Here is a 26,971-nt window from a genome sequence, read left to right as displayed (position 1 = left end):
GAACGGCGGGGACGGCTGCGTGCCGTCCCCGCCGTTCCGCGTCTCCGGCGGGGCTACTCCTCGCCGTTGAGGGTGAGGCCGGCGAGCTTGACCGAGGCCAGCGCGGTGGCGCCGACCGCGGCGACGATCAGCAGCCAGACCGCGGTGCTCAGGCCGACCGGGGCGGTGACGGTGCCGTCGGCGGCGACCGCCTGGGTCAGCGACAGGCCCCACTGCTGGACGGACAGGGTGCGGGCGCCCTCGACGTAGTTGCCGATCAGGCTCTCCCAGATCAGCGCGTAGGCGAGGCCGGCGATCACGGCGTGCCGGGTGACCACGCCGAGCAGCAGGAACAGCGCGCTGTAGGCGGCGCCGGCGACCAGCGTGCCGACGGCGTAGCCGGCCGCGATGCCGTCGGCGGAGCCGTAGACGATCAGGCCGGCCAGGTAGGTCGGCAGCGCGGACAGCAGCCAGGCGGCGCCGACGGCGACGGCCAGCTTGGTGGTGACGATCTGCCAGCGCGGCAGCGGCTTGGCCAGCAGGTAGACGATCGAGCCGTCCTCGATCTCGGTGGCGATCACGCCGGTGCCGACGATCAGGCCGGTGATCGGGACGAGGGTGCCCAGGGCGAGGTTGCCCAGGATGCTGTGGGCGAGTTCCAGCTTGTCCAGGGTGCTGTTGCGGGCGATCACGGCGATGACCAGCAGCAGGACCGGGACGGCCAGCAGGATCAGGATCCGGCGGCGGCCGAACAGGCCGCGGGCGGTGAGCCTGGCGACGGTGGTGTTCATCGGTGGCCCTTCAGGACGAGACCAGGTACGAGAAGACGCTTTCCAGCGACTCGTCGGCCGGGGAGACGGTGTACAGCCGGATGCCGGCCTCGCGGGCGACCTTGGGCAGCAGGGTGGTGAAGCCCTGGAAGTTGATCGCCTGGATGCGCAGCGCCTTCTCGGCGGCGTCGAGTTCGATGCCGGCGGTGGAGCCGTCCGCGATCAGCGCGGCGGCCAGCCGGCGGTCGTCGCTGGAGCGCACCAGGTAGCGGTGCGGGCGGTCGGTCATCAGGCGGCGGATCTCGCGGAAGTCGCCGGAGGCGGCGTGCCGTCCGGCGACCACCACCTCGATGTGGCGGGCGAGTTGCTCGACCTCTTCGAGGATGTGCGAGGAGAACAGCACGGTGCGCCCGTCGGCGCCGAACCGGCGCAGCAGCTCCATCAGCTGGAGGCGCTGGCGGGGGTCCATGCCGTTGAACGGCTCGTCGAGGAGCAGCACCGCCGGGTCGTGGACCAGGGCGGAGGCCATCTTGACGCGCTGCTTCATGCCCTTGGAGTAGGTGCCGGTCTGGCGTTCCTGGGCGTACTCCATCTCGACCAGGGCGATGGCCCGCTTCGCGGCGGCGCCGGGGTCGGCGAGGCCGTGCAGTTCGGCGTTGGCGAGGACGAACTCCCAGCCCGTCAGGTAGTCGTACATCGACTCCTTCTCGGGGACCAGGCCGATCTGCCGGTACACCTGCTGGTTGCGCCAGATCTGGGCGCCGTCCAGGGTGACCGCGCCGGAGGAGGGGGCGAGGAAGCCGCTCATCATGTGGATGAGGGTGGACTTTCCGGCGCCGTTGGGGCCGAGCAGGCCCGTGATGCCCGGTCCGATGGTCATGGTGACGTCGTTGACGGCGACCACGTTGCCGAACCAGCGGGAGACCTTGTCGATGGTGATGACGGCCATGGCTGCCTCTCAGACGTTCCGGTAGCGGCGCAGCATCAGCGCGTAGCTGCCGGCCGTGACGACGGCGATCACCGCGGCGAACACCAGCGCGCCGAGGGTGCCGGGGGCGTGCAGCTTGTCGGGGCCGTCGCCGCCGAGGCCGAAGAGCTGGTTGACCAGGCCCTCGACGGTGCCGCTGGGCGAGATCAGCTCGGCCCAGTACGCGGACTCCCGCGGGACGGGGTCGTAGCCGCCGGTCAGGCCGCGGACGATCGCCGCGATCGCACCGGTGATCATCAGGGTGCCCATGATGGCGGCCACGCCGAAGCCGCGGCGCGGGGTGGCGGCGGCGATCAGCAGGCCGAGCGCGGAGTACAGCAGCGCGTACAGGACGGCGGCGAACAGGCCGTACAGCAGGTGGACCAGGTTGTCGCCGAACGGGAACTCGGCCAGCAGCGAGCCGACGAACAGCACCAGCAGCGGCAGCGACAGCATGATCATCAGGGCGCTGAACATGGCGCCGAACTTGGCGGCCACGTAGTCGCCGCGGCCGGCCGGCCGGGAGAAGTACAGCGGCACGACGTGGTGGCGCAGGTCGCGGGACATCAGCACGGGGGCCTGCGCGGCCAGGAAGATCTGCGTCAGCACCGAGAAGTTGGACAGGTACTGGGCGTAGTCCAGCGGCATCTGCTTCAGGTTGGCGAACACCGCGATGGCGAGCATCGCCAGCGCCGGCGCCGTCAGTCCGCCGAGCAGCAGGAACGGCAGCACCTTCGACTTGCCGGACCGGCCGAGGCCGAACGCGGCGCGCAGGCTCTGCACGTACAGCGAGCGGGTGGCGTAGCGGCGGCCCAACCGGGGCCCGGTGTACGGGCGGTAGCCGATGTCGTGGATGACGCCGCTGTGGGTCTGGGCGGGGGTGGTCATGCCTGCTCGCCTCCTGCCGGCACGGCCGCGGCCTGCTCGTCGTGCGACTCCTGCGACTCCTGCGACTGCGGGGCCGGCTGCGGCCGGTGCTCCGCGTGCGCGTCGGGGTCGGCGCTGAAGATCTCGGCGACCCGGTGGCGGCGCTGCTCCAGCCGGATCAGGCCGAGGCCGAGGTCGTCCACGGTGTCGCGGACGGTGTCGTACGTCCCGTCGCCGGCGAGCTCCACCAGCAGGATGCGGCTGCCGTCGGGGCGCACCGTCAGCCCGGCGGCGGTCAGGCGCTCGCGCAGTACCGCCTCGGCGTCGAAGGCGCGGTCGGTCGGGTGGTCGGTGACCTCGACCGCGAGCAGCTGGGTGGCCTCGGTGAACGAGGCGGTGGAGGAGGACCGCAGCAGCTTGCCGCCGTCGATCACCACCAGGTGGTCGCAGGTGCGCTCCAGCTCGCCCAGCAGGTGGGTGGTGACCAGCACGGAGATGCCGAAGTCGGTGTGGACGCGCCGGATCAGGCCCAGCATCTCGTCCCGGCCGACCGGGTCGAGGCCGTTGGTCGGCTCGTCCAGCAGCACCAACTGCGGGTCGTGGACGAGCGCCTGAGCGAGCTTCACGCGCTGCTTCATGCCGGTCGAGTAGCCGCCCATCGGGCGGTAGCGCTCCTCGTACAGGCCGACGTGGCGGAGCGTGTCGGCGGTGCGCTCGCGGGCCGCGGAGGCCGGCAGGCCGGACATCCGGGCCATGTGGACCACGAACTCGGTGGCCGAGACGTCCGGCGGCAGGCAGTCGTGTTCGGGCATGTAGCCGACGCGCTCGCGGATCTCCGCGCCCTGGGTGGCGATGTCCAGGCCGAGCACCTGGCCGGTGCCTTCGGTGGCCGGGGACAGCCCGAGGAGGATCTTGATGAGTGTGGACTTGCCCGCGCCGTTCGCTCCGACCAGTCCGACCACGCCGGGCTGCACCTCCACGGTGAGCCGGTCGAGCGCGGTGACCCGGGGGAACCTCTTGGTGAGGCCGTCCGTCTTGATGACTGTGGACACGGTCATCAACGTAGTCCTCGTCACACCCCGGGACCATGCGCTGGGCGGCCGAGCCTTCATCCGCCCACGGGATGACACTCCGCGCCCGCCCCCTAGGGGTTCGGGAGGCGGGCGGGAGCCGCTTCACCACTGACGCCTCGTCAGCGGCCGGTGCGGGGCCGGGCAGCGGCGAGCTGCGCGGGGTCCGGCGGATTCGTTCGGCGGGGTCCGGCGCCGGTCAGACCATCAGGCTGCTCTGCAGCAGCAGCACCTGCCGGAACGCCTGCTCCGGGACGCCCTGCGGATTGGTCATCTGGATCAGCGCGACCGTGTCCCCGCACGCCACCCAGCCGATCCGGCCGGTCGGCACGCCGGCCGCCTGCGCGTCCGAGAGCCGGACGTTCGACTGGCCCAGCGCCACCTTGTAGGTGCCCTCGATGTCCAGGTGCGAGGACTCGATGTCCTTGGTCGCGCTCATCAGGTTGGCGCCGTTGAAGAAGTCGTTCGCCTCGTCCTGCGAACCGAACCGGATCAGCCGCAGCTCGGTGCGGGTGCCGTCCTTGGCGGTCCAGCCCTGTGCGGCCGCACCGCGGCAGGCGTCGGTGGTCAGCCGCAGCGCGTACTTGTCCTCCTTGGCCAGCATCATGTCCCGGTCGCACGGCACCCAGCGGCCCGCCACCGGAGGCAGGGCCGCCGCACTCGCCCGCGCGGAGGCACTGCCCGACGCGCTCGGAGCCGCACTCGGGGACGCCGGCGCGGCCGCGCTCGGGCTCGCGCTCGGCGCCGCGGACGGCCCGGTGCCGACCGCACCCTTGGGCATCGGGAGCAGCAGGCCCCGGAGGTCCGCGGCATGCGTCTTGATCTTGTAGTCGGACGGCGCCGAGGCGCCCGCCGGCAGCGGCGGCAGCGCCAACTCCGGGAACACGTACCGGCCGTCGTTCGGCGTGGCCAGACCGGGCAGGTCGGTGCGGTCCGGCAGCGTCATCAGGACCGCGCTCCCGGAGCCGAGCGCCACGGTCAGCAGCAGCGCGCCACCGGCCTGCCACATCCGCTTGCGGTCCGGCTTCGGACGCCCGGGGAACGGCGCGGCGAACGGGTCGGCCTCGTCGGTGTCGGCGTCCTCCGCGGCCGGCACGGCGGCCGGGGCCGCCCACTCGGACTGCTCGGACGGCTGGGGCCCCTCGGTCGGCTCGGACCCGGCCCCGGACTGCCCCGTCGGCTCGGACTCGGACCCGGACTGCCCCGTCGGCTCAGTCGGCTCGGACGGCCCGGTGCTCGGGGTGGTGTCGGTGCTCATGCGGTGGCTCCCGGGATGGCCAGTCGGTCGAGTTGCTGACGGAACAGGTCGACGACCTTGTTCTGGTCGAGGGGCGCGATCCCGGCGACCTCCATCTGCACCAGCAGGTCGCCCACGCCGGCGTAGCACTGCAGGTAGTCGAGCTGGTCGCCGGCCTTCAGCATCGGCAGCGCGCAGTGCGCCTCCGCGTGGCCGGCGACGCCCGGGCCCACCCGGTACAGCTCGTTGTCGGTGTACCACTTGCCGTACGAGTTGTTCTCCGCGGCCACCGCCTGCTGGTTGTACTGGCTCAGCACCAGCGTCACCGTCGTCGAGTTGTCCGTGGCGGCCAGGGTGCGTGCCCCGATGCCCTGGATGTGCAGCGAGGACAGCGCGTTCTCGGCGTCCTTCCGGTACTTCTCCGGAACGTCCGCGAGGGTCTCCTTCAGCGCCTTGTCCAGGTCCGCGTCACGGAGTTCGTGGTCGTTGCCGATCGACTTGTAGTCCGGGCCCAGCCGCCAGCCGGACGGCACCGGCAGCATCAGGTCGCGCAGGCTGCCGAAGTGGTTGCCGTTGGACTTCGCGCCCCACGCCTGGGCCGGGCTCGCCGAGGGCGCGGCGGGCGCCGCGGCCACGGGCGCCGGTCGGTCGCTGTAGTGGACCTTGATGATCGCCTCGCCGATGCCGACGCCGACCAGCGCCGCGGCCACCACCGCGGCGACCGCCTTCAGCGCGGTGCGGCGGGGCTTCGCCGGAGCCTCGCCCCCGGGCAACCCGGTTGGGCCGAAGGGAAGTCCGTCGGCCCCGGGGGCGGTCGGCTCCGGGACGGCGGGCTCGGCGACCGGCTCGGGGGATTCGATGTCGGTCACGCGATTCGCTCCCACTGTCGCTTGGCGATGTCCTCCAGCTGGCCGCGGTCCACCGGGCCCTTGCTGTAGACCTGAACGCCCATCAGCACGGTGCCCTTCCGGGCCAGCGCCTCGCCGTAGTAGTACTTCTCGGTGGTGCGGGCGTACGTGTACTGCACCTTGGAGACCAGGATCAGGCTGTCGTCGTTGCCCGCGATCTTCGACAGGTCCGCGTCCGAGGTGCGCGGCATCAGGCCGACCATCGCCTGGTTCACGAACTCGGGCGTGTACTGCATCAGCTTCACCCGGTACCTGACGTCGCCGGAGGACCAACTGACCGACGCCGCCCGGCGGAAGCCCTCGGACAGCAGGTCGCTGAACTCCGCGGCGCTGTTGCCGTAGTTCTCCGCCAGGTCCGCGGCGGTCAGCCAGCCGTCGCCGTCGCCGTCGGTCTCGTCCTTGGTTCCGTCCGGGCGCTTGATCAGCAGGTCGCGCAGGTCGCCGTCGATGTTCAGCGGCTGCGGACCGGCTGCGGCCAGCGCCTTGGCGTCGACCCGCTCGGCCGGGTAGCTCAGCTTCGGCGCGGCCAGCGCCGGCAGCGGCGTCGCCGGACGGGCCGCCTGGATGCCGTAGCCGACGCCGACGCCGATCAGCGGCCCGGCCACCACGGCGGTCAGGAACAGGGCACCGGCCCCGAACTTCCGCTTCTTGCGCGCGGGTTCGCCGCCCTCGGCGCCCGGCTCGGCCGGCGTGGTGTCGGCCGGCGTGGCGTCGGACGGCAGCGCGTCGGACGGCGGGGCGTCGGGCCGGGTGGGTGCGGCCTCGGACGCGGTGACGGCCTCGGTGACAGGCTCTGCGGCGGGCTCGGCCGGCGGGGCCGCCGCCGGGGGTTCGGACGGCACGGCGGCGGCCGCCCCGGGCTCCGCTGCGCCCGTGGACTCGGTGCTCAACTGGTGCTCCTGGAAGAAGAGTTCGGGACGGCCGTCAGCCGTTGGTGAGGCGGTCGCGCTCGCGCTTCATGGCGTCGAAGAGCAGCGCCTTGTCGGGGTCGCCCTGCACCTCGACGGTGATCTCGTAGACCACGTCGCCGACCACGCCGATGCCGATCAGCGCACCGGTGTACGCCTGCTCCTTGGGCTTGAAGATGTAGCCCTTGGCGTTGGACACGCCGTCGATGTCGAAGGAGTCGTCGCCGTAGCCCGAGTGGTCGGCGAAGCCCTGCGCGCGGTCGGTGCGGCCGAAGCGCTTGAGCTCGGAGCGGATCTCGGTCTTGCCGTCACGGAGGCGGTAGGTGCGGCCGGCGGCGTCCTTGAAGCCCCAGGAGTCCAGCACCTCCTTGATGTCGACGCTGTCGCTGTACTGCGCCTGGAGGTCCTCCATGCTCAGCATCGCGCCGTCCGGCGAACCGTACGGGTCGGCGTTGTCCGGCACCGGGAGCAGGAAGTAGCGCAGGTCGCCGCTGTGCTTGCCGCCGGAGACGCTGCCCTGCAGCGTGCTGGCCGGACGCGGCGCAACGGTCGGCGGGGGAGTCGGGGTCGGCGTGGGGCTGGGCGAGGCGCTGGCGCTCGCACTGGCCGAGGCGCTCGCGGTGACCGCAGGGGCGGCGACCGCCCGCCCGGCCGGGTCGGGCCGGCCGACCACGACGGTGACGGCCGCGCTGGTCGCGGTGACCGCGAGCAGCCCGGCCACCGCCAGCGCGACGCCTGCCGCCCGGGGCAGCCCGCGCCCCGCGGCGCTCGGCTGCGGGGCGTCGGACGGCACGGCCTCGGTGTTCTCGGACGCGGCCTCGGTTTTCTCGGACGCGACCTCGGTGTTCTCGGACGCGGGCGGGGCGAACGGGTTGGACTCGGTGGCCGACGGCTGCTGGGCGGGCGCGGCGGCCGGCCCCTGGCCAGGGGTCGGTTCGGAAACGGACAAGGGTCTCCCCCCAGAGTGCACATGGATGACCGCATGGCAGCGGCGAGCCGTCCCCCCGGCCGACTCGAACACCGGTTCCGCATGCGGTGCACGAATTATGGGAGCCCTGTGCAGTCGTCAACAACACGATTGGGCGGGCGAATAGCCGTATTCCCGCGCCAATCGGACGGTCCGTGACCGAAACGCAACCCGGCCCGGATCAGCTCGTGCCCGAGTCATCCTTCGTGGACGGAGCAGACGCATCGGACGGGACGTCAGCAGGCGGCGCGGGCTGGGCCGGCAGCACCGTCGAGGCCTCGGCCGACGGGGCCTTCGGCGCCTCGTCGGAGGGCGTGGCCGGGGCATGCACCGACGGCGCGGGCTGAGCGGGCGGAGTGGGCTGAGCGGGCGGAGTGGGCTGGGCCGGCGGAGTGGGCTGGGCGGCGTACCCGGCGGGGTCGCCCAGCCGGATGCCGGCGGCCTCCGCCAGGGCGACGTCCAGGCGCTCCTTGCGGATCCGGCGGTCGATGTACATCACGCCGTTGGCGAGCGGCGTCAGCGGGGCGGTCGCCGCGACGATCAGCAGCACGAACAGCAGGCCGATCACCAGCACGGTGGTCAGCGCGCCGGCGCCGGGCAGGGCGTCGGTCGCCTGCGTGTCGTAGGTGTAGGGGTCGTTGTCCGGCATCACCGCGGTGAGGACGATGCCGAACGGGTAGCTCACGATGTTGGACGCGAGGCGGCCGATCAGCCACACCACGAAGGACAGCAGCAGGCTGCGCCACCAGTTGCCCTCGTTCAGCCGCCAGGCCCGGCGGATCGCGCCGACCGCGGTGGTCTCCTCCAGCACCAGCACGGGCACCTGGAGGACCAGGCGGATGTTGACGAAGACGGCGGCCACCACCGCGGCCGGGGCCATCACCAGGGCGAACAGCGAGACCAGCGGGCTGTCCGCGGCCACCGCCCAGCCGATCGGGCCGCCCACCGCGAGGCCGACCAGCAGCACCAGCGGCACCACCACCAGCGCCTGCGACAGCAGGGCCGACCAGACCCGGGGCAGCGCCTCGCGCCAGGCCTGACCGGCCGTCATCGGGCGTCCGAGGGCGGCCGCGCGGAGCACGACCGTGGACAGCGGGCCGGCGACCGCGTACTGGGCGAGCAGCACCAGGAGGAACACCAGGGTCAGCAGCAGCATCGGGCCGACCACGTCCCACACCTGCTGGCCGGTCGCCGAACCGTCGTCCGGCAGCCGGTCGATCGCGTCGCGCAGGTCGCCCACGAAGAGCACCGAGAACAGCACCACCGGCACCGCGCCGATGCCGGTGACCGCCAGCAGCGGCAGGAACAGCGCCTTGAAGTACCGGCGGACGGTGTCGAACACGGCGCTGAACATCTCGCCGAAGGACAGCGGGCGCAGCGGGATGACGCCCGGCTTCGGGGCGAGCGGCGTGGTCCCCCAGGGACCGTGTCCCCACCCGCCGGGTGCTCCCGCTCCCCAGCCCGTGTGTCCGTACCCCTGGCCGTAACCCGGGCCGTGGCCCTGACCGTAGGGCTGTCCGTAGCCCCACTGGCCGCCGGGCTGCTGCCCGGGACCGCCGCTGTCCCCGCTCATTCCGTACCCCTCCTGAGGCTCTCGTCCCGTGCGTGCGCCGGGTTTCGGACGAGCCTAGGGCTCCCCGGCGACCATTCCTGCGGCGGCCCTGGCCGTTCCGGGCCGGGGCCGCCGCGGGCCGACGGCGTGTCAGCCGAGCTGGCGCAGGGCGTCGGTGGCGATCTTCTCGAAGACGTCGAGGTCGCTGGCGAAGATCGAGTCCGGCACCGGCCAGTGGACCACCAGCTCGGTGATGCCCAGCTCCCGGTAGGTTCCCGCCCAGTCGACGAAGGCGTCCACCGACTGCAGCGGCTTCTCCGCGGTGGAGCCCTGCAACAGCAGCTTGTCCAACTCGGCGACGTCCCGGCCGCGTTGCTCGCAGGCCTCGGTCAGCTTGCCGATCTGCCGGGCGATCACCTCGGGCGCCTGCTCCACCGGCACGTCCGCCGGCCCGCGCGGGTCGCCGTACGTCACCCAGCCCTGCCCGTACTCGGCCGCCAGCCGCAGGCCGCGCGGCCCGGTCGCCGCCACGTAGAACGGGAGCCGCGGGCGCTGGACGCAGCCCGGGATGTTCCGCGCCTCCACCGCCGAGTAGTACGCCCCCTCCCGGGTGGTGGTCCCGTTGGTCAGCAACTCGTCCAACAGCGGAAGGAATTCACCGAACCGGTCGGCCCGCTCCTTGGGCGACCAGGCCTCCTGTCCGAGCGCGGTCGCGTCGAACCCCGTCCCGCCGGCCCCGATCCCCAGCGACACCCGGCCGCCGGACACGTCGTCCAGCGTGATCAGTTCCTTCGCCAGCGTCACCGGGTGCCGGAAGTTCGGCGAGGTCACCAGCGTCCCGAGCCGGATCCGCTCGGTCGCGCACGCCGCGGCGGTGAGGGTCGGCACCGACCCGAACCACGGCTCGTCCCGGAAGCTCCGCCAGCTCAAGTGGTCGTACGTGTAAGCCGCGTGGAACCCCAGTTCCTCGGCCCGCCGCCACACCTTCTGTCCCTCGCTCCACCGGTGGATGGGGAGGATCACCGTGCTCAGTCGCATGCTCCCGACCTTACGCGGGCGAGGTTCGGGCAACGCGGAGCAACCGGTTCGAGCCTGACGGGCCGCAGGAATCACCAGGACCTGACTGGGTCGAGCACGGCGAGGAGCCGCTGCGCCGGCGCAAGCCCCGGTACTGCGCGCAGGAGGCCCGGCCCGGGGTCTCCGTGATCGGCGACCGGCTCGGTGAACCCGCCGCCGGGGGTCGGCGCCGGTGGTCCCGGGCGGCGCGCGGCCGTCGGGATCACCCGGTTCCGGCGGACGCCGCGTGAGTGGACCGTTCGTTCTCACCGGTGAGGCGTTTCCACGCCGTCCGGCCGGCAGGTTTCCCGGGGCGGTTCGGGAGGCGTCACACCGGCTTTGCCCGGTGGGGGAATTCCTTTCTCCGTTCGTACCGGCTTCGACTACGCTACGGCCGCGCGCAGGGGGGACCTCGCGCCGCCGCGGTCGGGCCGCGGCCCTTCGACTTCGAGGAAGACAGAGATGCGCATGGCCAGAAGTGCCCCACGTCGCATGCTGAGTGCCGGAATCGCGGTCGCCGCGCTCGGTACCGGATGCCTCGCCTTCGCCGGAGCGGCGCAGGCGGACCCGCAGCCGGTGACGTTCCAGCTCAAGGACCTGGTGCTCCAGCCGGGCGAGTCCGACCGACCGCTGTCCCCGGGGAGCGTCTTCGGCATCGCGGACGGCACGTGGGTCTTCGCCGTGAGCGCGAAGCCGCTGACCGACGCCGGCGCCTCGCTCCAACTCCCGGCCGGCGTCAGCGTCCACGTGAACACCAGGTACGAGAGCTCGCCCTGCGCACCGGTGGCCGGAACCGCGGGCGTGTACACCTGCGACGCCACTCCGCCCAACATCTTCTCCTCGCCGCTGATCGACGTGGCCGACACCGTGCCGGACGGCACGGTCGCCTACTACGGCGTGGCCTTCGTGCCGAAGGGCGGGAGCGTCACGGACGCCGTGGCCAAGGTGAAGACGGCGGGCAGCGGCCCGGCCGGCGGCCCGGCGAGCGAGGGGGCCGCGAAGGTCACCGTGGAGACGCGCGAGCACGTGGCCAGGAACACCGTCAAGGTGACCGCTCCGGACCTCCCGGCCGGCAAGTCGGTCACCCAGCAGGTGACGGTCCACGCGGTGGACCCGGGCAAGCTCCAGCTCCACTTCAACAGCGCCGAGGGCCAGCCCACTTGGCCCTACTTCCCGACCCCGATCGGCGTGAAGGTCACCGAGGCGACGGCGTCGCCCGCGGGGTCCTGCAACCACGTGACGAGCGAGCTCAACTCGCCGACCACGATCATCTGGTGCGACCTCCCCGCCGGTGACACCACCGTCTCCTACACCCTGGCCGCCCAGCCGGAACTGGTGAGCTGGAAGGTCGACGTCCGGGCCGAGTACCAGATCCTGACCTGGGGCGCCGGCAACCCCGAGGCGCACGGTGCGTTCGCCTTCCTCGGCACCACTCCCGCCCCGACCATCACCCCGACGCCGACCCCGACGCCGACCGACCCGGCGACCTCCCCGGCTCCGACGAGCCCGGCCCCGAGCGCCACGGGCACCCCGACCTCGACGCCGACGCCGACTCCGACCGGCTCCCCGGCCGCGACGACGAGCGCCCCGGTGGTCACCGGGACCACCGGCAACACCACCGGCACCACCACCTCCGGCACGCTGGCCAGCACCGGCGTGGACGGCCTTGCCCCCGTGGTGGGCGGCGGCCTCGCCCTGGTGGCCGGCGGCGCCGCGACCCTGGCGGCCCTCCGCCGCCGCCGCGGCTCGCACAGCTGACCCGGCGTCACGCGGAACAGTCGGCCGACCGCACTCCAGCGGCCGGCCGGCTGCCGTCATCTGCGGTACCGGACCGGTGCCCGCCCTACCGGCAGGAAGCCGCCGGGGTGGCTCATGCGCCGGGTTGCGGCCAGGGGAGGGGCTCGGGGCGGCGTTGCCACCACCAGCCGCGCAGGGCGAGTTCGAGGCGCGGGAGGCCCGTGGCTTCGGCGAGGGCCGCGCCCCGGTCTTCGACGGTGCGGGTGCGGAAGGCGTCGTCGACCAGGGTGAGGGCCTCGGCGAACCGGGTCGCGCTCTCGCCGTCGAGCTGGGCGGCCGTCCGCGTCAGTTCGTCCCGCAGCTCCAGGTCCTCCCGGTAGAAGGCGGCGGGGTACCAGCCGTCGGGCGGCCACCCGGTCGCCATGCGGGTGACGAGGGACTCCCAGGCGCCCAGGCGGGTGCGGGCGTACCACTCGGCCTCGGTCTGTTCGCCGCCCGCCGCCGCGTTCGCGGTCTTCCCGCGTTCGGCGGTCCAGGCGTGGAACGCGTCGCTGACGGGGGTGGCGACGCGGTGTTCGCGGATCACTTCGGGCTGCCGGTCCACCGGTACGTCCGGGAGCCCGGGGACCGGCCGGCCGACCGCGTCGAGGGTGTAGCCGGCGTCCTCGTCGTCCGACTCGTACAGCCGGGCCCTGGTCAGCAGGCCGTGCGGCGCCGCCAGCCAGTAGGCGCTCGGCAGGTGCTCGGCCGCGGCGAACAGCACCGGCTGCCCCAGTGCCTCGGCCAGCGCAGCGGCCAGCTCGGACTCCGCGGGGCGAACCGGGTGGCCGTCGGGCACGTACACGTCGAGGGCCCACGAGACGTCTCCGTGGACCGGCTCGTAGGTGCAGCTGACGGTGGCGTCCCAGTTCCGGTCGTCGTAGTCGTCCGCGCCTGCCACGTCGACCTCGTCCAGCGGCTGCCGGAACAGCTCCGCGAGGACGGCGGCGACGCGGTCCCGCGGCAGCATGCCGGTGAGGAGCACGTTGTAGGTCATTTGTGTTTCCCGTGGTAGACGGCGTGGGCCTTGCTGATCACGTGCGGATTGTCGCGGAACCGGGGATCCCTGGTGAAGGCCGGAACCTTGTCCGGGTCCCCGTCGGCCTTGGCCAGTTCCTTCAGCGCCGCGTACTCGTTCCGGTCCATGTTGACGATTCCGACACCGGAGTCCGGGAACACGGTTCCGTGCGGTTCGACGCCGTAGCTCCGGCCGTTGATCTCGTAGCGCTGGGTCTGCGCGTTCCAGTGCGCGTTGCCGGCCGCGATCTCCGCGACGTCCCGGTGCACGTCCTGCTCGTATCCGCGCAGGATGACGCTGTTCTGCGCCTTGACCTGACCGCCCTTCACGCCTGCGAGCGTGTGCCGTCGGTGCGGCGGGTTCAGGCTCTTTCCCCGCGCGGCGCCCGCGACGCCGTCCGCCACGGGCCAGGGTGGGCCGGCCGGCGCCTCCCCGTGCCCGGGCGCGTGCCCCTTGCCGGAGAGCGCGACCGGCCGGGCGTCCGTCTTCCCGTCCTCGAGGATCTTCTTGAGTTCGGTCGCGTGCTTCTCCTCGACCTCCGCGGTGTTCTTGGCCACCTTCCGGAGGTTCGTCCCGGTCTCCCGGTAGAGATTCGACACCGCCTTGCCGGCGTCCTCGGCGAGGGCCTTGCCGACCTTCTCCGCCCCGTCCTCCAGGGCCTTCACGATCCGGTTGGTCACTCGAAGCTCACCGCTCCGGCCTTGGCGCCGAACGCCTGGGCGTGGCCCGCGACCGCTTCGGCGTGGTCGTGCATCATGCGGGCGTGCGCCTCCAGGGCCTCCGGGTCGATCCGGAACCCGGAGCCTCCCCCGCCACCGCCGCCGGACACCCCGAGCGCCGCCTCCGCGGCCTGGAACACCATCCCCTGCACGGCGTTGGCCACCGTGTCCACCAGCGGACCGATCGCCGCCTCCACCACCTGCGCGACGATGTACTGCTCGAGCTGCTGTTCCAGGTAGTTGATCAGGCGCTTCGCGGTCTCCTCGATCAGGACCACCGCCGCCTCCGCCGCACCCAGCGTGGCCACCGCCGCCGCCTGGTCCGCCACGAACGCCGCCGCCAGCGCGACCAGTTCACCGATCGTCTCGACCTTCATCGCCACGATCACGCCCGCCGCGACGTCCAACGCGTCCGCCACCACGTGGCAGGCCTGCACCAGCTCGTTGAAGTGGCTGTCCGACAGCGACGCCCACTTCGCCAGCAGCGCCTCGTACGACGCACCCTCGTACGCCTGCCCCAACTGCCGGACCGTCGACGTCGACTGCTGGTGCACCGACTCCACGTTCTGCGCGAACTCCCGCACATGGGAGGCGAACTCGCGCACCTTGTCCTCGTTCACCGTCGGCCAGTTGATCCCGATGAACGACAGGAACTCCACCACCTCGCCAGGCAGCTCGATCGCCATGCCACGCCCTCCCCCGACGGCATCCACCTTTTCCGCTCGAACGTAGATCCGAGAGCGCCGGGGAAGAGCGGACTTTCCGAAACCATGACCCTTTCGGGGCCGGTCCTGGGGGAGTCGGCGGTGGAACGGCCGGCGCGGCCGGCGCGGCGGGTGCGGTCCGGGGCGTCCGGGGGCCGAGTCGGGCGGGATCGTTCATCCGCGTTCTCCGGGACGCCACGGCGGGGTTGCCGGGTGTTGGCCGGCCGCTGGGACGCTCACGGGCACATTCAGCCATGCTTCGCAGGGAGTGTCATGCGATTCCGAGTCCCGTCCGCGGTACCGCTGTTGGCGGTCGGTGCGGCCCTGGTCACTGTTGCCGCGACGGCGCCGAGTGCGGTGGCCGCGCCCGGTGCGCCGGGGCAGCGTCCGTCGTTCTGCGGGCACGACAACCGGCACACGCCGTTCGCCGGGTACCTGTGCGCCCGGCCCGGTGAGCTGCTGGACGTGCGGATCGGCGACGTCCACCCGACGCAGCCCTCGCTCGGCTACGACGAGGTGTACTACAAGCTCGGCCGGTACACGCTCGGCAAGGACGCGATCAACAAGAAGTTCAGCGACTGGTGCGAGGCGGACGGCCGGGTCGAGGCGGTCGCCGTGCAGCCGGGCGCACGGCTGGACGACCCGTCCTCGTTCACCTGCGCGCTGCCGGTCGGCGCGGAGACCGCGGACAGCGAGGCCGCGATGAAGACCGTGGTGATCGGCCCGGGCGGCGAACCGTTCCTGACGGACGGCCACCACACGCTGACCTCGTTCTACGAGACGCCGGACGGCGGCGCGGACCTGCACGTGCGGCTGCGGGTGCTGGCGAACCTGAGCACCCTGACCCAGAAGGACTTCTGGGCGCGGATGCAGGCCGAGAAGTGGGTGTACCTGCGCGACCCGCAGGGCAACCCCGTGAAGACCGACAAGCTGCCGGCCTCGGTCGGGCTGGCCAACTTCCAGGACGACACGTACCGGAGCCTGCTCTACTTCGGCCGCGACATCGGCTACACCCAGAACTCGGTGCCGTTCCAGGAGTTCTACTGGGGCAGTTGGATCCGGGACGCCTCCCCGGTCGACCTGTCCGGCTGGGACCGGTCGGACCTGACCAGCTACCTGGCCGCCGTGAAGGCCACCACCCAGGCGATGACCGCGCTGCCGAAGACCGCCGTGGTCGACTCCGGCTTCACCGCCGGCGACCTGGACGCGCTGGACCGGTGGAACGCCGGGAAGGCCGCCGACAAGGGCGAGTTCGCCAAGCTGAGCAAGCCCTACTCGGACGCCAAGCCGGGCAAGCTGGCGTACGCGCTCGAGTACAAGAAGGTCAACGGCCTGAACTGAGGGCGTGCGGAAGCGCGGGGGCCGGCGGATGTCCGCCGGCCCCCTTCCGCGTGCTCCGGTTCAGGAGCCGAGCAGGTTCGTCGCCGGTGCCTCGCCGGGCTTCCCGGTAGCCGCTTTGGAGACCTGATCGGCCGTCAGCGCCTTCTTCCACACCTGGACGTCGGTGATCGAGCCGTTCCAGGCGTCCGCCCACGCCGACTTGTAGCGGGCCCGGCCGAGCTCCAGCGGGCCGGTGCCGGCGACGATCGACGGAGCGGGAGTGGTCTGGGCGAGGGTGCCGTCCACGTACAGCGAGATGGTCTTCGCCTTGGCGTTGTAGACGCCGGTCAGCGTGGTCCAGCGACCGGTGGCCGCGGCCGCGGTGGACAGCGCCGTCGCGCTCTTGCCGGCCTCGTTGGCGGTCTGCACCTTGAAGACCCAGCGGTTCTTGTTGGCGCCCGCGTCCTCGCGGCCCAGGTAGAAGGAGAAGAACTGCTCGCCGTTCTGCGACAGCGCCGCCTTGGACGCGCTCGCGGCGTCGTTGCGGACCACGGCCGAGACGGTGAAGTCCTTCGTGGTGTCCACGGACGCGCCGGCGGCCTCGGCGAAACCGTCGCCGGTGCCGGTGAGTTGCAGCGCCTTGCCGTCCCGGCCGTCGGCGGCGCCGACCTTCGCGGCGCTGCCGAGCTTGAGGCCGGGCACCGAGCCGGAACCGTCAGCGGCGGAGTCCTCGTGGCCGCTCTGGCCGCCCTGCCCGTCCTTTCCGCTCGCGCTCGCGGACGGCTTGGCAGCCGGGGACGCCGTGGCACCGGCGGCGGCGGTCTTGGGTGTTGACGGGCCGTCGGCGGAGTCCTGCACCATCACGGCGACGGCGACCATCGCACCGACCGCCACCAGGCCGGTGGCCAGCGCGGTGATGCCCAGGGTCCGCTTGCGGCGGGCCTCCCGCTCCTCGGCCTCCGTCATCGCCCGCCAGTACGCCGCCTCCGCGCCCCCTGCCGCCGGCTCTCTCATCGCGTCCGCGCTGCCCGCCGCCCGCCTGCCCGCCACGTTCTCCCCGATCCGTCCGCTTGCTTCGTCGGCGGAACTCTAGGCGGCCCGGTTCGAACGCGCGAACCGGAACGCCGCGCAGCCCTTCGCCCCGAACACCGCAACGGGCGTCGGAGCGAAGGGAGTTGAAGCGATTTCGGTCAGCCGCGGTGGGCCGCCCGACGGCGGGCCGCCAGCGCGACGCCGCCGGCGCCGAGCAGCACCAGGACGGTGCCGCCGATCAGCATCGGAGTCGAGCCGGAGCCGCCGCCGGTGGAGGCGAGGTTCCCGGTGCCGACCGGGCTGGAGGTCGGGGTCGGCGTGGCGCCCGCGTTCAGGGCGGCCGGGACGGCGGCCGGACCGGCGGCCTCCTTCCCGCCCGCGGTCGGCGTCGGGTCGGCCGGCGTCGACAGGGTGGCGGCCGGGGTGCTCGGGGCCTTGGTGGTGGCGGTGGGCGCGGGGGTGGTCGGGGCACCGGGGTGGACGATCGGCAGGACGATGCGCGGGCCGGAGGCGAGGTGGGCACCCTGAGCGCTCCGGGCACTGGTGTAGACCTCCATCTGCTGCTGCGCCCGGTTGGAGTGGGTGGTGACCGACACGCGGAACTGGAACTCGACGGCCGCGCCGGGGGCCAGGTCGGTGGCGAGCGAGGAGTAGTCGCCGCGCAGCGTCGGGTCGCAGCCCCACTTCATCGGGACGGCCTTCCAATCGCCTCCGGTCCTGACCTCCAGCGCGAGGTCCTCCGGGTGCAGGATGCTGCCCTTCTCACCCGAGTCGTTGAAGAAGGCGATGAACGGCTGGACTCCCCTGAGATCCTCCGTACCGGTGTTGCTGATCGTGACGCCGATCTGCACCGGCGTGCCGCCCGCAGTGACGGTGTCGGCATCCCGCCAGACCCCGTCGATGCGCGCCTTCGGGTCCGCGGCCGGGGCGGCCGCCGGAGCGGAAGCGGACGGCGACGCGGCCGGAGCGGACGCCGAGGCGGAGGCCGCCGGCGCCGAGGCGGAGGCCACCGGGGTCGGCGATTCGTCACCGCAGGCCCAGGCACTGCCCGCCCCGCCGAGGACGGGGACGGTGGCACCGAGGACGGCGGTGGCGGCGAGGACGGCGAGGCGGGCGCGGCGGCTGCGGACGGACATCGGGAGTTCCCCCCAGGAACTGGTGATGGCGAGTGGTGGTTTCGGCGGGTGCCCCTGTTCGTTTCCGCTGGCCGGGCGAGCGCCGTTGAGAGAATTCTGTCGACCCGATGTCCAGTGCGGATCGGTGATTCGTCACCGAACGGCAACAGCCGGGCGCACCCGTACGGCGCGGCGCGGCACCGGCGCTGACGGCCCGTCATCCGGCGTCGGCGTCCTGCGGGTCCTTACCCTCCGCCGATACGGGGCGGGGGTATCGTGGCGGGGATGGAGCGGAGCGGTCGGACGACGGGCCCCGCCGGGCGGACGGTCGCCCGGTGGGCGGTGCTGTGCGCCCTGCTGCTCGGGCTGTTCCTGATGCACGGGAGCCCGGCGAGCGCCGCCGGCTGCCACCGGCCGGAGGGCACTTCCCCGGTGACGGCCCACTCGGGGGCGCATGCCGATGAGAGGGGCGGGCGGGTTTCCGCCGCTGCGCCGGGCGCGCACGGACGGTCGTCCGTCGACTGCGTCTCCACCCAGGCCCGCGACCGGTCGCCGCTGGCCGGCCCGTCCGCCGCCGCGCCGTGGAGCCACCCGCAGCCGCCCGCCCTCACCGGACCGCTGCGGACCGGCGGGGCGGAGAGCGGCCGGTCGCCGCCGGACGGCGGGCGGGAGTTGCTGACCCGGGTCTGCGTCGCGCGCAGGTGAGGGTGCCACCCGGCCGTCCCTGCGGGGGCCGCCGGGCGCCGCGTCCTGTCCGCGAACGCGCACCGCCGGTGCGCGCGCACCCTGGAGCGAACTCCGATGACCCGCACCACCACGACCACCCGCCGCGCCCTCCTGGCCGGCGCGGCAGCCGCCGCGCTCGCCCTGACGCTGACCGCCTGCGGCAGCGACGCGATGCCCGGCATGGACCACGGCGCCGCGCCGTCCGCGACGGGCTCCCCCGCCGGGCACGACATGCCGGGGATGAGCCACGGCCCGGACGGCATGGCGGGCATGCCCGGCAAGGGCCACGGCGCCGACGGGCTGGCCGCCGAGCAGGGCGGCTACCGCCTGGACGGCAGCCTCGCCGGCTCCGAGTACCGGTTCACCGTGACCGGACCGGACGGCAAGGTGCTGACCGACTACCAGCCCGAGCAGACCAAGGAGATGCACTTCTACGCGATCCGCTCCGACCTGTCCGGCTTCCAGCACCTGCACCCGGTGCGGGGCGCCGACGGCGCCTGGACGGCCCCGCTGGCCGCCCTGCAGCCCGGCGAGTGGCGGATGTACGCCTCGTTCATCCCCGGCGCGGGCAGCGGCAAGGGCACCGGCCTGGTGCTCAGCCGCACCGCGACGGTGGCGGGGCAGGCCGCCGCGGTGCCGCTGCCGGCGGCCGCCGCGAGCACCACCGTCGACGGGTACACGGTGGCGGTGGCGGGCACCCCGAAGGCCGGCGCGGCCGGGGAGCTGACCGTCACCGTGACCAAGGACGGGAAGCCGGTCACCGACCTGGAGCCCTACCTGGAGACGTACGCGCACCTGACCGCCTTCCACGCCGGCGACCAGGCGTTCGCGCACCTGCACCCGGAGAACCCGGCGGCCGCCGGGGCGGGCGGCGGGCCGACCCTGTCGTTCCACGCCGAGCTGCCGAAGGCCGGCGACTGGCGGCTGTTCCTGCAGTTCCAGACCGGCGGCACCCTGCACACCGCGGCGCTCACCCTGAACGTCGCGGCCTGACGCCGCCCGGGCCCGTCCCCCGTCCGGGGCGGGCCCGGTTCCCGCACGGGTGCGCGAAGATGGACGGGTGACCACCTCCCCGCGCCCCCGCCTGATCGCCACCGACCTCGACGGCACCCTGCTGTGCCCCGGCGGGACGGTCTCCGCCCGGACGGCCGCCGCGCTGGCCGCCGCCGAGGCCGGCGGGGTGCAGGTGGTGTTCGTCACCGGCCGCCCGCCGCGCTGGATGCGGCACCTCGGCCCGCACATCGGCGGCCACGGCGTGGCGATCTGCTCCAACGGCGGCGCGGTGGTCGACGTCCGGCGCGGCGAGCTGCTGGAGAGCTGCCCGCTGGACGTCGCCGACGCGCTGACCGTCGTGGACCGGCTGCGCGCCGAACTGCCGGGCACCGCCTTCGCGTTCGAGTTCCCGGGCGGCTTCGCCCGGGAGGCGGGGTACACCGTCTTCCACGGCGAGTCCGAGACGGACCATCCGGTCGGGCCGGCCGCCGAACTGCTCGCCTCCGGCGCGGTGGACGGCCTGTTCAAGCTGCTCGGCAAGCACCCCGACCTGTCCCCCGACGAGTTCCTCGACCGCGCCCGCGCCGTCGTCGGCCCGCTCGCCGAGGTGACCCGCTCCAGCCCGATCCCGCTGATCGAGATCAGCGCCCCCGGGGTCACCAAGGCCACCAGCCTGGCCCGCTGGTGCCTCCGCCACGGCATCGACGCGGCGGAGGTCGTCGCGTTCGGCGACATGCCGAACGACCTGGAGATGCTGGCCTGGGCCGGCCAGTCCTACGCCGTCGCCAACGCCCACCCGCTGGTCCTCGCCTCGGTCGCCCGGCACACCGTCAGCAACGAGCACGACGGCGTCGCCGCCGTCATCGAGACCCTGATCTGACGCTCCGTCACCGGGCGGATCGCCGTCCGGCCGTCAGAGGCGGGCCGTCCAGCGGACCCGGGTGCCCTTGGACTGGGGGCCGGGCTCGTGCCAGGCGTCGCCGCCGAGGGCTTCGGCGCGGCGGGTGAGGTTGCGCAGGCCGGAGCGCCGGCCGCCGTCGGGGATGCCGACGCCGTCGTCGGTGACGGTGAGGAGGACGCCCGGCAGGCCGGGGCAGGTCGGGTCGGGGGCGACGGGGCGGCCGTCGGGGCCGAGGTGCACGGTGGCGTCGAGTTCGACGGCGACCCGGGAGGCGCGGGCGTGGCGGGCGGTGTTGGAGAGCATTTCCCGCAGGGCGGCGAGCAGTTGGCGGGAGGCCTGTTCGCCGACCAGGCTCTCGACCGGGCCGGTGAAGGTGATGGTCGGCCGGAAGCCGAGCGCGGCCGCGGCCTGGCTGCCCTCGCGCAGGACCCGGGTGCGGAGGGTGTCGGGCTCGTCGTCGGTGTCGCCGTGCTGGAGGGCGTAGATGGTGGTGCGGACTTCCTGGATGGTGGCGTCGAGTTCGTCGACGGCCTGGCCGATGCGCTCCTGGACCTCGGGGACGACGGCCCGGCGGGCCGCGCCCTCCAGCATCATGCCGGTGGCGAAGAGCCGTTGGATGACCAGGTCGTGCAGGTCGCGGGCGATCCGGTCGCGGTCCTGGAAGACCGCCAGGCGCTGCTGGTTGCGCTGGTACTCGGCGAGGCGCAGGGCCAGTGCGGCCTGCGAGGCGAAGGTCTCGGCGAGTTGCCGTTCGGTGTCGGTGAACGGGGCGGTGCCGGCCTGCCGCCACACGCACAGGGCGCCCAGTACCCGTCCGGCGGAGACCATCGGCACGGCCATGGCGGGCCCGAACTCGCGGGCCAGGCGGTCGAACTGGCCGTCGGAGGCGGCGTCGGGGGCGGCGGCGAGGTCGTCGAGGAAGACGGTTTCGCCGGCCAGCAGCCGGGGGGCGAGGCCGTGTTCGGGGAGCAGTTCGCCGGTGAGGTAGGCGGCGCGTTCGCCGGAGGCGTGGGCGACCCGCATGCGGTCCTCGCCGGCCGGCAGCAGGACCATGCCGAGGGCGCCCTCGGCGAGTTCGCGGACCTGTTCGGCGGCGACGGTGAGGGCGATCTGCGCCTCGTCGGTGGACAGCAGCGAGGTGGTGACGGCGGCGGCGCCGGTGATCCAGCGTTCGCGGCGGCGGCCCTGCTCGTACAGCCGGGAGTTCTCGATGGCGACGCCCGCGGCGGCGGCCAGGGCCAGCACCACCTGCTCGTCCTCGGGGGTGAAGGAGCCGCCGCCCTGCTTCTCGGTCAAGTAGAGGTTGCCGAAGACCTCGCCGCGGACCCGGATCGGCACGCCGAGGAAGGACACCATCGGCGGGTGTGCGGCGGGGAAGCCGACCGAGCGCGGGTCGGTGGACAGGTCGGTGAGCCGCAGCGGCCGGGGGTCGTCGATCAGCGCGCCGAGGATGCCGCGCCCGGTCGGCAGGTGGCCGATCCGGCGGGCGGTCTCGTCGTCGACGCCGACGTGGATGAAGTCGGACAGGCCGCTGCCGTGCGGGTTGACCACGCCGAGCGCGGCGTACCGGGCGTCGACGAGTTCGGCCGCGCCGGAGGCGATCCGCTGCAGGGTGGCGTGCGGGTCGAGTCCGGCGCCGACCGAGACCACGGCCTCCAGCAGCCGCTGCATCCGGTCGGTGACGGCGGCGGCGGACTGCAGCCGCTCCGAGACCTCGGTGACGAGGGTGTCCAGCCCGAGCGAGGAGATCTCGGGGATGTGCGGTGGACCGCTCTCGGCGGACGGCTGACCCATGCCACCAGTGTGCCTGTTCGACCCGGTTCGTCCGGGCTTTCGAGCCCCGCGACACCGGGCCGGCCGGGCCGGCACGGCGGCCGTCCCGGGTCGGCCGGCACAGCCTCCGCTCAGGCGGCCACCGGGCGGGCCTCGCCGGCGCGTTCCCGGGCCAGCATCGCGGCGAGCCGCCCGCCGGGCCGGTCGGCCAGCTGCGACCAGCGGCCGCGCTCGACCACCCTGCCGTCGTCGAGCACCAGCACCTCGTCCACGCTGCTGTCGTCCAGGCCGGCCAGCCGGTGGGTGATCAGCAGCGTGGTGCGGCCCTCGGTGGCGGCCAGCAGGTCGGCGGTCAGGGCGTCGGCGGTGGCCGCGTCGAGGTGTTCGGCGGGTTCGTCGAGGATCAGCACGGGGAAGTCGGCGAGCAGCGCGCGGGCCAGGGCGAGGCGCTGGCGCTGGCCGCCGGAGAGTCGGGCGCCGTGTTCGCCGACCATGGTGTCGAGGCCCTCGGGCAGGCTGTCGACCCAGTCGAGCAGGCGGGCCCGGGCGAGGGCGGCGCGCAGTCGCGGCTCGTCGGCGTCGGGGCGGGCCAGGCGCAGGTTCTCGCGGACCGAGCTGTCGAAGACGTGGGCGTCCTGCGCGCACAGGCCGATCACCCGGCGGACGTCCTCGCCGGCGAGGTCGCGGGTGTCGACGGCGTCGGCCAGCCGCACGGAGCCGGCGGAGGGCTCGACGAAGCGCAGCAGGACGTGCGCGAGGGTGGTCTTGCCGGAGCCGGACGGGCCGACCACGGCGACCCGCCGGCCGGGCCGCAGTTCGAGGTCGACGCCGCGCAGCGCGTCGTGTGCGGCGCCGGGCCAGCGGGCGGTCAGGCCGCTGACGCGGAGCGGGAGTTGCGCGGCGGGCAGCGGCTGGGGGTCGGCGGGTTCGGTCACCGGGAGGGGCGCGGCCAGGACTTCGGCGAGGCGTTCCTGCGAGGCCCTGGCGCGTTCGCGGAAGCGGACCGCGGTGGGCATGGCGGCGACGGCCTCGAACGCGGCCAGCGGGGTGAGCACCACGACGGCCAGGCAGACGCCGGGCAGTGCGCCGGAGGCGACGCCGCGGACGCCGACCGCGGCGGCGGCGACCACCGTCAGGCCGGTCACCAGGGCGACCAGGCCGGCGGAGAGCGCGCCGGTGGCCGCGGAGCGCCCGGCCAGCCGGGTCAGCGCGGCGTCGGCGGCGCGGGTGGCGCGGAGCCGGGCGGGGAGGGCGCCGGCGACGGTCAGTTCGGCGGTGCCGGTGAGGGTGTCCAGGACGGCGGTGGCCAGTTCGCCCTTGGCGGGGGCGTGCCGGCGTTCGGTGCGGCCGGAGATCCGGCGTTCCAGGGCGGGGACGCCGGCGCCGGCGAGCAGCAGGCCGAGGGCGAGCACCGCCCCGGCGAGCGGGAGGAACGCGGCGAGGGCGGCGGAGGCGGCCAGCGAGACCACGGCGGCGACCGCGGCGGGCAGCCGCCAGCGCAGGTGGAAGTCCTGTACCGCGTCGACGTCGGCGACCAGCCGGGACAGCAGGTCGCCGCGCCGGAACTGCGGGAGGCCGGCGGGGGCGAGCTGTTCCAGGCGGCGGTAGACGGCGGTGCGGATGCCGCCGAGGGCCTTGAGCACGGCGTCGTGCGAGACCAGCCGCTCGGCGTAGCGGAACACGCTGCGGCCGATGCCGAACGCCCGGACGGAGGTGACGGCGACCATCAGGTAAAGCACGGGCGGCATCTGGGAGGCGCGGGAGATCAGCCAGCCGGAGGTGCCCATCAGCGCGACGGCGCAGCCGAGGGCGAGCGAGCCGAGGAGCACGGCGAGCCACATCCGGGGCACCCGGGGCGGGGCGGCGGGCGCGGGGTCGTCCTCGGGTGCGGGGCGGGGTCCGGGCAGGGCGGCCCGCGGGGCCGGGGTGGCGGCGGGAACGGGGGCGGGGGCGGGGGCGGGGGCGCCGGGCAGGCGGACGTGGTGGTCGGCCAGGGCGACCAGTGCCGGCCGGTGGGTGATCAGCAGGACGGTGCGGTCGATCCGGCCGAGGGTGTCCAGCAGGGCGGCCTCGGTGACCGGGTCGAGGTGCGCGGTGGGTTCGTCGAGGACGAGCAGCGGCCGGTCGGCGAGCAGGGCGCGGGCCAGGGCGAGGCGCTGGCGCTGGCCGGCGGAGAGGCCGTGGCCGTTCTCGGCGAGCCGGGTGCCGGGGGCGGCGAAGTCGACGTGGGCGGCGGCGAGGGCGGCGGCGAGTTCGGCGTCGGTGGCGTCGGGGCGGGCGAGGCGGACGTTGTCGGCGACGGTTCCGGCGAACAGGTGGGGGTGCTGCGGGACCCAGGCGAGTTGGGCGTGCCAGCTCGCCGGGTCGGTGTCGGCGAGCGGCTGGTCGCCGATCAGGACGCGGCCGGCGTCGGGGCGGACGAAGCCGAGCAGGACGTTCACCAGGGTGGTCTTGCCCGCCCCGCTGGGTCCGGTGAGGACGGTGGTGCGGCCGGCCGGCAGCACCAGCGAGACGTCGTGCAGGGCGTCCTGCGCGCGGCCCGGGTGGCGGACCGTCAGGCCTTCGATCCGGATGTCCGTGCCGGCCACCGGCGGTGCCGGGCGGCGGCCGGTGTCGGGCAGCGGGGTCTCCAGCACCTCGAAGATCCGGCCGGCGGCGGCCAGGCCCTCGGCGCTGGAGTGGTACAGCGCGCCGACCTGGCGCAGCGGCAGGTAGACCTCGGGGGCGAGGACCAGCACCAGCAGGCCGGTCTCCAGGTCGAGGGTGCCGTCGACCAGGCGGAAGCCGATCGACACGGCGACCAGGGCGACGGAGAGGGTGGAGAGCAGTTCCAGGGCGAAGGAGGAGACGAAGGCCAGCCGCAGGGTGCGCAGGGTGGCGCGGCGGTAGTCCTCGGTGATCCGGCCGATCGCGGCGGCCTGGGCCTTGGCGCGGCCGAAGACCTTGAGGGTGGGCAGGCCGGCGACGACGTCGAGGAAGTGGTGGGAGAGCCGGGACAGGCCGGCGAACTGGCGGTCCGTCCGGGCCTGGGTGGCCCAGCCGATGAGGATCATGAAGAGCGGGATCAGCGGCAGCGTCCCGCAGATGATCGCGGCGGACGCCCAGTCGGCGCCGAGGATGCGGGCCAGGACGACCACCGGGACGACCACGGCGAGTGCCAGTTGCGGCAGGTAGCGGGCGAAGTAGTCGTCGAGGGCGTCGACGCCGCGGGTGGCGAGGGTGGCCAGGTCGCCGCTGCGGCGGCCGGCGAGGTGGGCGGGGCCGAGCGCGGTGGCGTGGTCGAGCAGCCGCCGCCGCAGGGTGGACTTCACGGTGGCGACCGAGCGGTGCGCGGTGAGTTCGGTGAGCCAGGCGACCAGGGCCCGTCCGAGCGTCACCGCGGCGAGGCCGAGCAGCGGCCCCCACAGCGGCGACTGGCCGCGCTGGAAGGCCCGGACCACCAGGTCGGCGATCAGCGCGGCCTGGGCGACCAGCAGGGCCGCGCCGACCCCGCCGAGCACGACGGAGCCGGCGAGGAAGGCGCGGGTGGTGCGGGCGTACGCCAGCAGCCGAGGGTCGATCGGACGCATCCGCTGCCGGCTGTCCATCGGGCGGTACTCCTGGTCAGTGGTGGGCGGGGGCGGGGATGTGCTGCACGCCGATCCGGCGGCGGAAGACCCAGTACGTCCAGCCCTGGTAGAGCAGCACGAGCGGGGTGAAGACCACCGCGACCACGGTCATCACCTTGAGCGTGTAGCCCGAGGACGAGGCGTTGCTGACGGTCAGCGACCAGTCGGGGTTCAGGGTGGACGGCATCACGTCGGGGAACAGCGACAGGAAGAGCATGCCGACGGCGGCGACGATGGTCAGTCCGCTGAGGCCGAACGCCCAGCCCTCGCGGCCCGCCTGGTTGGCGCCGAGGGCGCCGACCAGGGCGAGCACGGCGACGATCGTGGCGGCGAGGCTCCAGTGGTTGCCGGAGTCGATCTGGGTCCAGATCAGGAAGGCCAGGGCGAGCACGGCGGTGACCAGTCCGAGCACGGTGGCCTGGACGCGGGCCCGGAGCCGGATCTCGCCGGTGGTCTTCAGGGCGGCGAACACCGCGCCGTGGAAGGTGAACAGCACCAGGGTGGTGAGTCCGCCGAGCAGGGCGTAGGGGTTGAGCAGGTCCCAGAGGGTTCCGACGTAGTTCTTGTCCTGGTCGATCTCGACGCCGCGGACGATGTTGCCGAAGGCGACGCCCCACAGGAAGGCGGGCAGCAGGGAGGTCCAGAAGATGGCGAGTTCCCAGTTGCGCTGCCAGCGTTCGCCGCTGCGCTGGTGCCGGTACTCGAAGGAGACGCCGCGGACGATCAGGCAGACCAGGATGAGCAGCAGCGGGACGAAGAACCCGCTGAACAGGGTGGCGTACCAGTCGGGGAAGGCCGCGAAGGTGGCGCCGCCGGCGGTGAGCAGCCACACCTCGTTGCCGTCCCAGACCGGGCCGATGGTGTTGATCAGGACGCGGCGTTCGGCGGTGTTGCGGGCCAGCAGCCGGGTGAGGATCCCGATGCCGAAGTCGAAGCCCTCCAGGAAGAAGTAGCCGATCCACAGGACGGCGATCAGGATGAACCAGAGGTCGTGCAGGTGCATGT

The 26,971-nt window shown here is 73.8% G+C and carries 23 protein-coding genes; 5 read left to right on the top strand and 18 right to left on the bottom strand.

Annotated elements, in window-relative coordinates:
• Nucleotides 1-53: 53 nt before the first annotated feature.
• The 10 genes from ACFV1L_RS28930 to ACFV1L_RS28885 all read right to left on the bottom strand — a co-directional run bounded on the left by ACFV1L_RS28930 (nt 54) and on the right by ACFV1L_RS28885 (nt 10,263).
• Nucleotides 54-770: an ABC transporter permease gene (locus ACFV1L_RS28930; protein WP_380371234.1), complete on the bottom strand. Its 717-nt coding sequence runs from the start codon at nt 768-770 to the stop codon at nt 54-56.
• A 10-nt stretch (nt 771-780) separates the two neighbouring features.
• A complete protein-coding gene (locus ACFV1L_RS28925; protein WP_380371232.1) occupies nt 781-1,698 on the bottom strand; it encodes an ABC transporter ATP-binding protein in 918 nt (305 codons plus the stop codon).
• Between the two features lie 9 nt (nt 1,699-1,707).
• A complete protein-coding gene (locus ACFV1L_RS28920) occupies nt 1,708-2,604 on the bottom strand; it encodes an ABC transporter permease (RefSeq protein WP_380371231.1) in 897 nt (298 codons plus the stop codon).
• Nucleotides 2,601-3,641, bottom strand: a complete 1,041-nt coding sequence (locus ACFV1L_RS28915) for an ABC transporter ATP-binding protein (protein ID WP_380371229.1) — start codon at nt 3,639-3,641, stop codon at nt 2,601-2,603. Before ACFV1L_RS28915 ends, ACFV1L_RS28920 begins: the two co-directional genes overlap by 4 nt.
• 211 nt (nt 3,642-3,852) lie before the next feature.
• The gene (locus ACFV1L_RS28910; protein WP_380371227.1) at nt 3,853-4,911 is read right to left on the bottom strand and encodes a hypothetical protein; all 1,059 of its coding nucleotides are present in this window, start codon (nt 4,909-4,911) and stop codon (nt 3,853-3,855) included.
• On the bottom strand, nt 4,908-5,759 hold the full coding sequence (locus ACFV1L_RS28905) for a hypothetical protein (protein WP_380371225.1): 852 nt from the start codon (nt 5,757-5,759) through the stop codon (nt 4,908-4,910). The genes ACFV1L_RS28910 and ACFV1L_RS28905 overlap by 4 nt, the downstream gene beginning before the upstream one ends.
• Nucleotides 5,756-6,688, bottom strand: coding sequence for a hypothetical protein (locus ACFV1L_RS28900; protein WP_380371223.1), 933 nt, complete (start codon nt 6,686-6,688; stop codon nt 5,756-5,758). The genes ACFV1L_RS28905 and ACFV1L_RS28900 overlap by 4 nt, the downstream gene beginning before the upstream one ends.
• Before the next feature lie 34 nt (nt 6,689-6,722).
• Complete coding sequence (locus tag ACFV1L_RS28895; RefSeq protein ID WP_380371220.1) at nt 6,723-7,655, bottom strand: hypothetical protein; 933 nt, start codon at nt 7,653-7,655, stop codon at nt 6,723-6,725.
• Between the two features lie 199 nt (nt 7,656-7,854).
• The gene (locus ACFV1L_RS28890; protein WP_380371217.1) at nt 7,855-9,246 is read right to left on the bottom strand and encodes a hypothetical protein; all 1,392 of its coding nucleotides are present in this window, start codon (nt 9,244-9,246) and stop codon (nt 7,855-7,857) included.
• Nucleotides 9,247-9,375: 129 nt separating this feature from the next.
• A complete protein-coding gene (locus tag ACFV1L_RS28885) occupies nt 9,376-10,263 on the bottom strand; it encodes an LLM class flavin-dependent oxidoreductase (RefSeq protein ID WP_380371215.1) in 888 nt (295 codons plus the stop codon).
• Nucleotides 10,264-10,773: 510 nt separating this feature from the next.
• On the opposite strand from ACFV1L_RS28885, the gene ACFV1L_RS28880 reads away from it, so the two are divergent.
• Nucleotides 10,774-12,039, top strand: a complete 1,266-nt coding sequence (locus tag ACFV1L_RS28880; protein WP_380371213.1) for a hypothetical protein — start codon at nt 10,774-10,776, stop codon at nt 12,037-12,039.
• 112 nt (nt 12,040-12,151) lie between these two features.
• On the opposite strand, the gene ACFV1L_RS28875 is transcribed toward ACFV1L_RS28880, so the two are convergent.
• Genes ACFV1L_RS28875 through ACFV1L_RS28865 form a run of 3 tightly spaced genes read right to left on the bottom strand, consistent with a single transcriptional unit; the run spans nt 12,152 to nt 14,480 of the window.
• Nucleotides 12,152-13,054, bottom strand: coding sequence for a hypothetical protein (locus ACFV1L_RS28875; protein ID WP_380371211.1), 903 nt, complete (start codon nt 13,052-13,054; stop codon nt 12,152-12,154).
• Nucleotides 13,051-13,755, bottom strand: a complete 705-nt coding sequence (locus tag ACFV1L_RS28870; RefSeq protein WP_380371209.1) for a hypothetical protein — start codon at nt 13,753-13,755, stop codon at nt 13,051-13,053. Before ACFV1L_RS28870 ends, ACFV1L_RS28875 begins: the two co-directional genes overlap by 4 nt.
• On the bottom strand, nt 13,752-14,480 hold the full coding sequence (locus ACFV1L_RS28865; RefSeq protein WP_380371208.1) for a WXG100 family type VII secretion target: 729 nt from the start codon (nt 14,478-14,480) through the stop codon (nt 13,752-13,754). Before ACFV1L_RS28865 ends, ACFV1L_RS28870 begins: the two co-directional genes overlap by 4 nt.
• Nucleotides 14,481-14,771: 291 nt before the next feature.
• Here ACFV1L_RS28865 and ACFV1L_RS28860 point away from each other — a divergent pair, with 291 nt between their 5' ends.
• Entirely contained in the window at nt 14,772-15,839 is a 1,068-nt protein-coding gene (locus ACFV1L_RS28860) for a ParB-like protein (protein ID WP_380371205.1), read from the top strand.
• A gap of 60 nt (nt 15,840-15,899) precedes the next feature.
• Here the strand turns inward: ACFV1L_RS28860 and ACFV1L_RS28855 are convergent, their stop codons facing one another.
• The gene (locus ACFV1L_RS28855) at nt 15,900-16,868 is read right to left on the bottom strand and encodes a LamG domain-containing protein (protein WP_380371202.1); all 969 of its coding nucleotides are present in this window, start codon (nt 16,866-16,868) and stop codon (nt 15,900-15,902) included.
• 140 nt (nt 16,869-17,008) lie between these two features.
• On the bottom strand, nt 17,009-17,986 hold the full coding sequence (locus ACFV1L_RS28850; protein ID WP_380371201.1) for a hypothetical protein: 978 nt from the start codon (nt 17,984-17,986) through the stop codon (nt 17,009-17,011).
• A 264-nt stretch (nt 17,987-18,250) separates the two neighbouring features.
• Between ACFV1L_RS28850 and ACFV1L_RS28845 the strand changes: the two genes are divergently transcribed.
• The 3 genes from ACFV1L_RS28845 to ACFV1L_RS28835 all read left to right on the top strand — a co-directional run bounded on the left by ACFV1L_RS28845 (nt 18,251) and on the right by ACFV1L_RS28835 (nt 20,564).
• Complete coding sequence (locus ACFV1L_RS28845) at nt 18,251-18,670, top strand: hypothetical protein (protein WP_380371198.1); 420 nt, start codon at nt 18,251-18,253, stop codon at nt 18,668-18,670.
• A 96-nt stretch (nt 18,671-18,766) separates the two neighbouring features.
• Entirely contained in the window at nt 18,767-19,684 is a 918-nt protein-coding gene (locus ACFV1L_RS28840; protein ID WP_380371195.1) for a hypothetical protein, read from the top strand.
• Between the two features lie 67 nt (nt 19,685-19,751).
• The gene (locus ACFV1L_RS28835; RefSeq protein WP_380371193.1) at nt 19,752-20,564 is read left to right on the top strand and encodes an HAD family hydrolase; all 813 of its coding nucleotides are present in this window, start codon (nt 19,752-19,754) and stop codon (nt 20,562-20,564) included.
• A 33-nt stretch (nt 20,565-20,597) separates the two neighbouring features.
• Here the strand turns inward: ACFV1L_RS28835 and ACFV1L_RS28830 are convergent, their stop codons facing one another.
• The 3 genes from ACFV1L_RS28830 to cydB all read right to left on the bottom strand — a co-directional run bounded on the left by ACFV1L_RS28830 (nt 20,598) and on the right by cydB (nt 26,969).
• Nucleotides 20,598-22,379: a GAF domain-containing protein gene (locus ACFV1L_RS28830; RefSeq protein WP_380371191.1), complete on the bottom strand. Its 1,782-nt coding sequence runs from the start codon at nt 22,377-22,379 to the stop codon at nt 20,598-20,600.
• Nucleotides 22,380-22,489: 110 nt separating this feature from the next.
• On the bottom strand, nt 22,490-25,927 hold the full coding sequence (cydD, locus tag ACFV1L_RS28825) for a thiol reductant ABC exporter subunit CydD (RefSeq protein WP_380371236.1): 3,438 nt from the start codon (nt 25,925-25,927) through the stop codon (nt 22,490-22,492).
• Nucleotides 25,928-25,961: 34 nt separating this feature from the next.
• Nucleotides 25,962-26,969, bottom strand: coding sequence for a cytochrome d ubiquinol oxidase subunit II (cydB, locus tag ACFV1L_RS28820; RefSeq protein WP_380371190.1), 1,008 nt, complete (start codon nt 26,967-26,969; stop codon nt 25,962-25,964).
• Between the last annotated feature and the right edge of the window lie 2 nt (nt 26,970-26,971).

Source organism: Kitasatospora sp. NPDC059646 (genome assembly GCF_042734615.1).
In the GTDB taxonomy this organism is placed as follows: Bacteria; Actinomycetota; Actinomycetes; order Streptomycetales; family Streptomycetaceae; genus Kitasatospora.
Note: the sequence above shows the minus strand (reverse complement) of the source record. Positions and strands in the feature narration are given on the sequence as shown.

Coding starts and splice junctions, on each gene's coding strand:
- ACFV1L_RS28930 (WP_380371234.1), bottom strand. CDS start 770: ATGAACACCACCGTCGCCAGGCTCACCGCCCGCGGCCTGTTCGGCCGC.
- ACFV1L_RS28925 (WP_380371232.1), bottom strand. CDS start 1,698: ATGGCCGTCATCACCATCGACAAGGTCTCCCGCTGGTTCGGCAACGTG.
- ACFV1L_RS28920 (WP_380371231.1), bottom strand. CDS start 2,604: ATGACCACCCCCGCCCAGACCCACAGCGGCGTCATCCACGACATCGGC.
- ACFV1L_RS28915 (WP_380371229.1), bottom strand. CDS start 3,641: ATGACCGTGTCCACAGTCATCAAGACGGACGGCCTCACCAAGAGGTTC.
- ACFV1L_RS28910 (WP_380371227.1), bottom strand. CDS start 4,911: ATGAGCACCGACACCACCCCGAGCACCGGGCCGTCCGAGCCGACTGAG.
- ACFV1L_RS28890 (WP_380371217.1), bottom strand. CDS start 9,246: ATGAGCGGGGACAGCGGCGGTCCCGGGCAGCAGCCCGGCGGCCAGTGG.
- ACFV1L_RS28885 (WP_380371215.1), bottom strand. CDS start 10,263: ATGCGACTGAGCACGGTGATCCTCCCCATCCACCGGTGGAGCGAGGGA.
- ACFV1L_RS28880 (WP_380371213.1), top strand. CDS start 10,774: ATGCTGAGTGCCGGAATCGCGGTCGCCGCGCTCGGTACCGGATGCCTC.
- ACFV1L_RS28875 (WP_380371211.1), bottom strand. CDS start 13,054: ATGACCTACAACGTGCTCCTCACCGGCATGCTGCCGCGGGACCGCGTC.
- ACFV1L_RS28865 (WP_380371208.1), bottom strand. CDS start 14,480: ATGGCGATCGAGCTGCCTGGCGAGGTGGTGGAGTTCCTGTCGTTCATC.
- ACFV1L_RS28860 (WP_380371205.1), top strand. CDS start 14,772: ATGCGATTCCGAGTCCCGTCCGCGGTACCGCTGTTGGCGGTCGGTGCG.
- ACFV1L_RS28850 (WP_380371201.1), bottom strand. CDS start 17,986: ATGTCCGTCCGCAGCCGCCGCGCCCGCCTCGCCGTCCTCGCCGCCACC.
- ACFV1L_RS28845 (WP_380371198.1), top strand. CDS start 18,251: ATGGAGCGGAGCGGTCGGACGACGGGCCCCGCCGGGCGGACGGTCGCC.
- ACFV1L_RS28840 (WP_380371195.1), top strand. CDS start 18,767: ATGACCCGCACCACCACGACCACCCGCCGCGCCCTCCTGGCCGGCGCG.
- ACFV1L_RS28830 (WP_380371191.1), bottom strand. CDS start 22,379: ATGGGTCAGCCGTCCGCCGAGAGCGGTCCACCGCACATCCCCGAGATC.
- cydD (WP_380371236.1), bottom strand. CDS start 25,927: ATGCGTCCGATCGACCCTCGGCTGCTGGCGTACGCCCGCACCACCCGC.
- cydB (WP_380371190.1), bottom strand. CDS start 26,969: ATGCACCTGCACGACCTCTGGTTCATCCTGATCGCCGTCCTGTGGATC.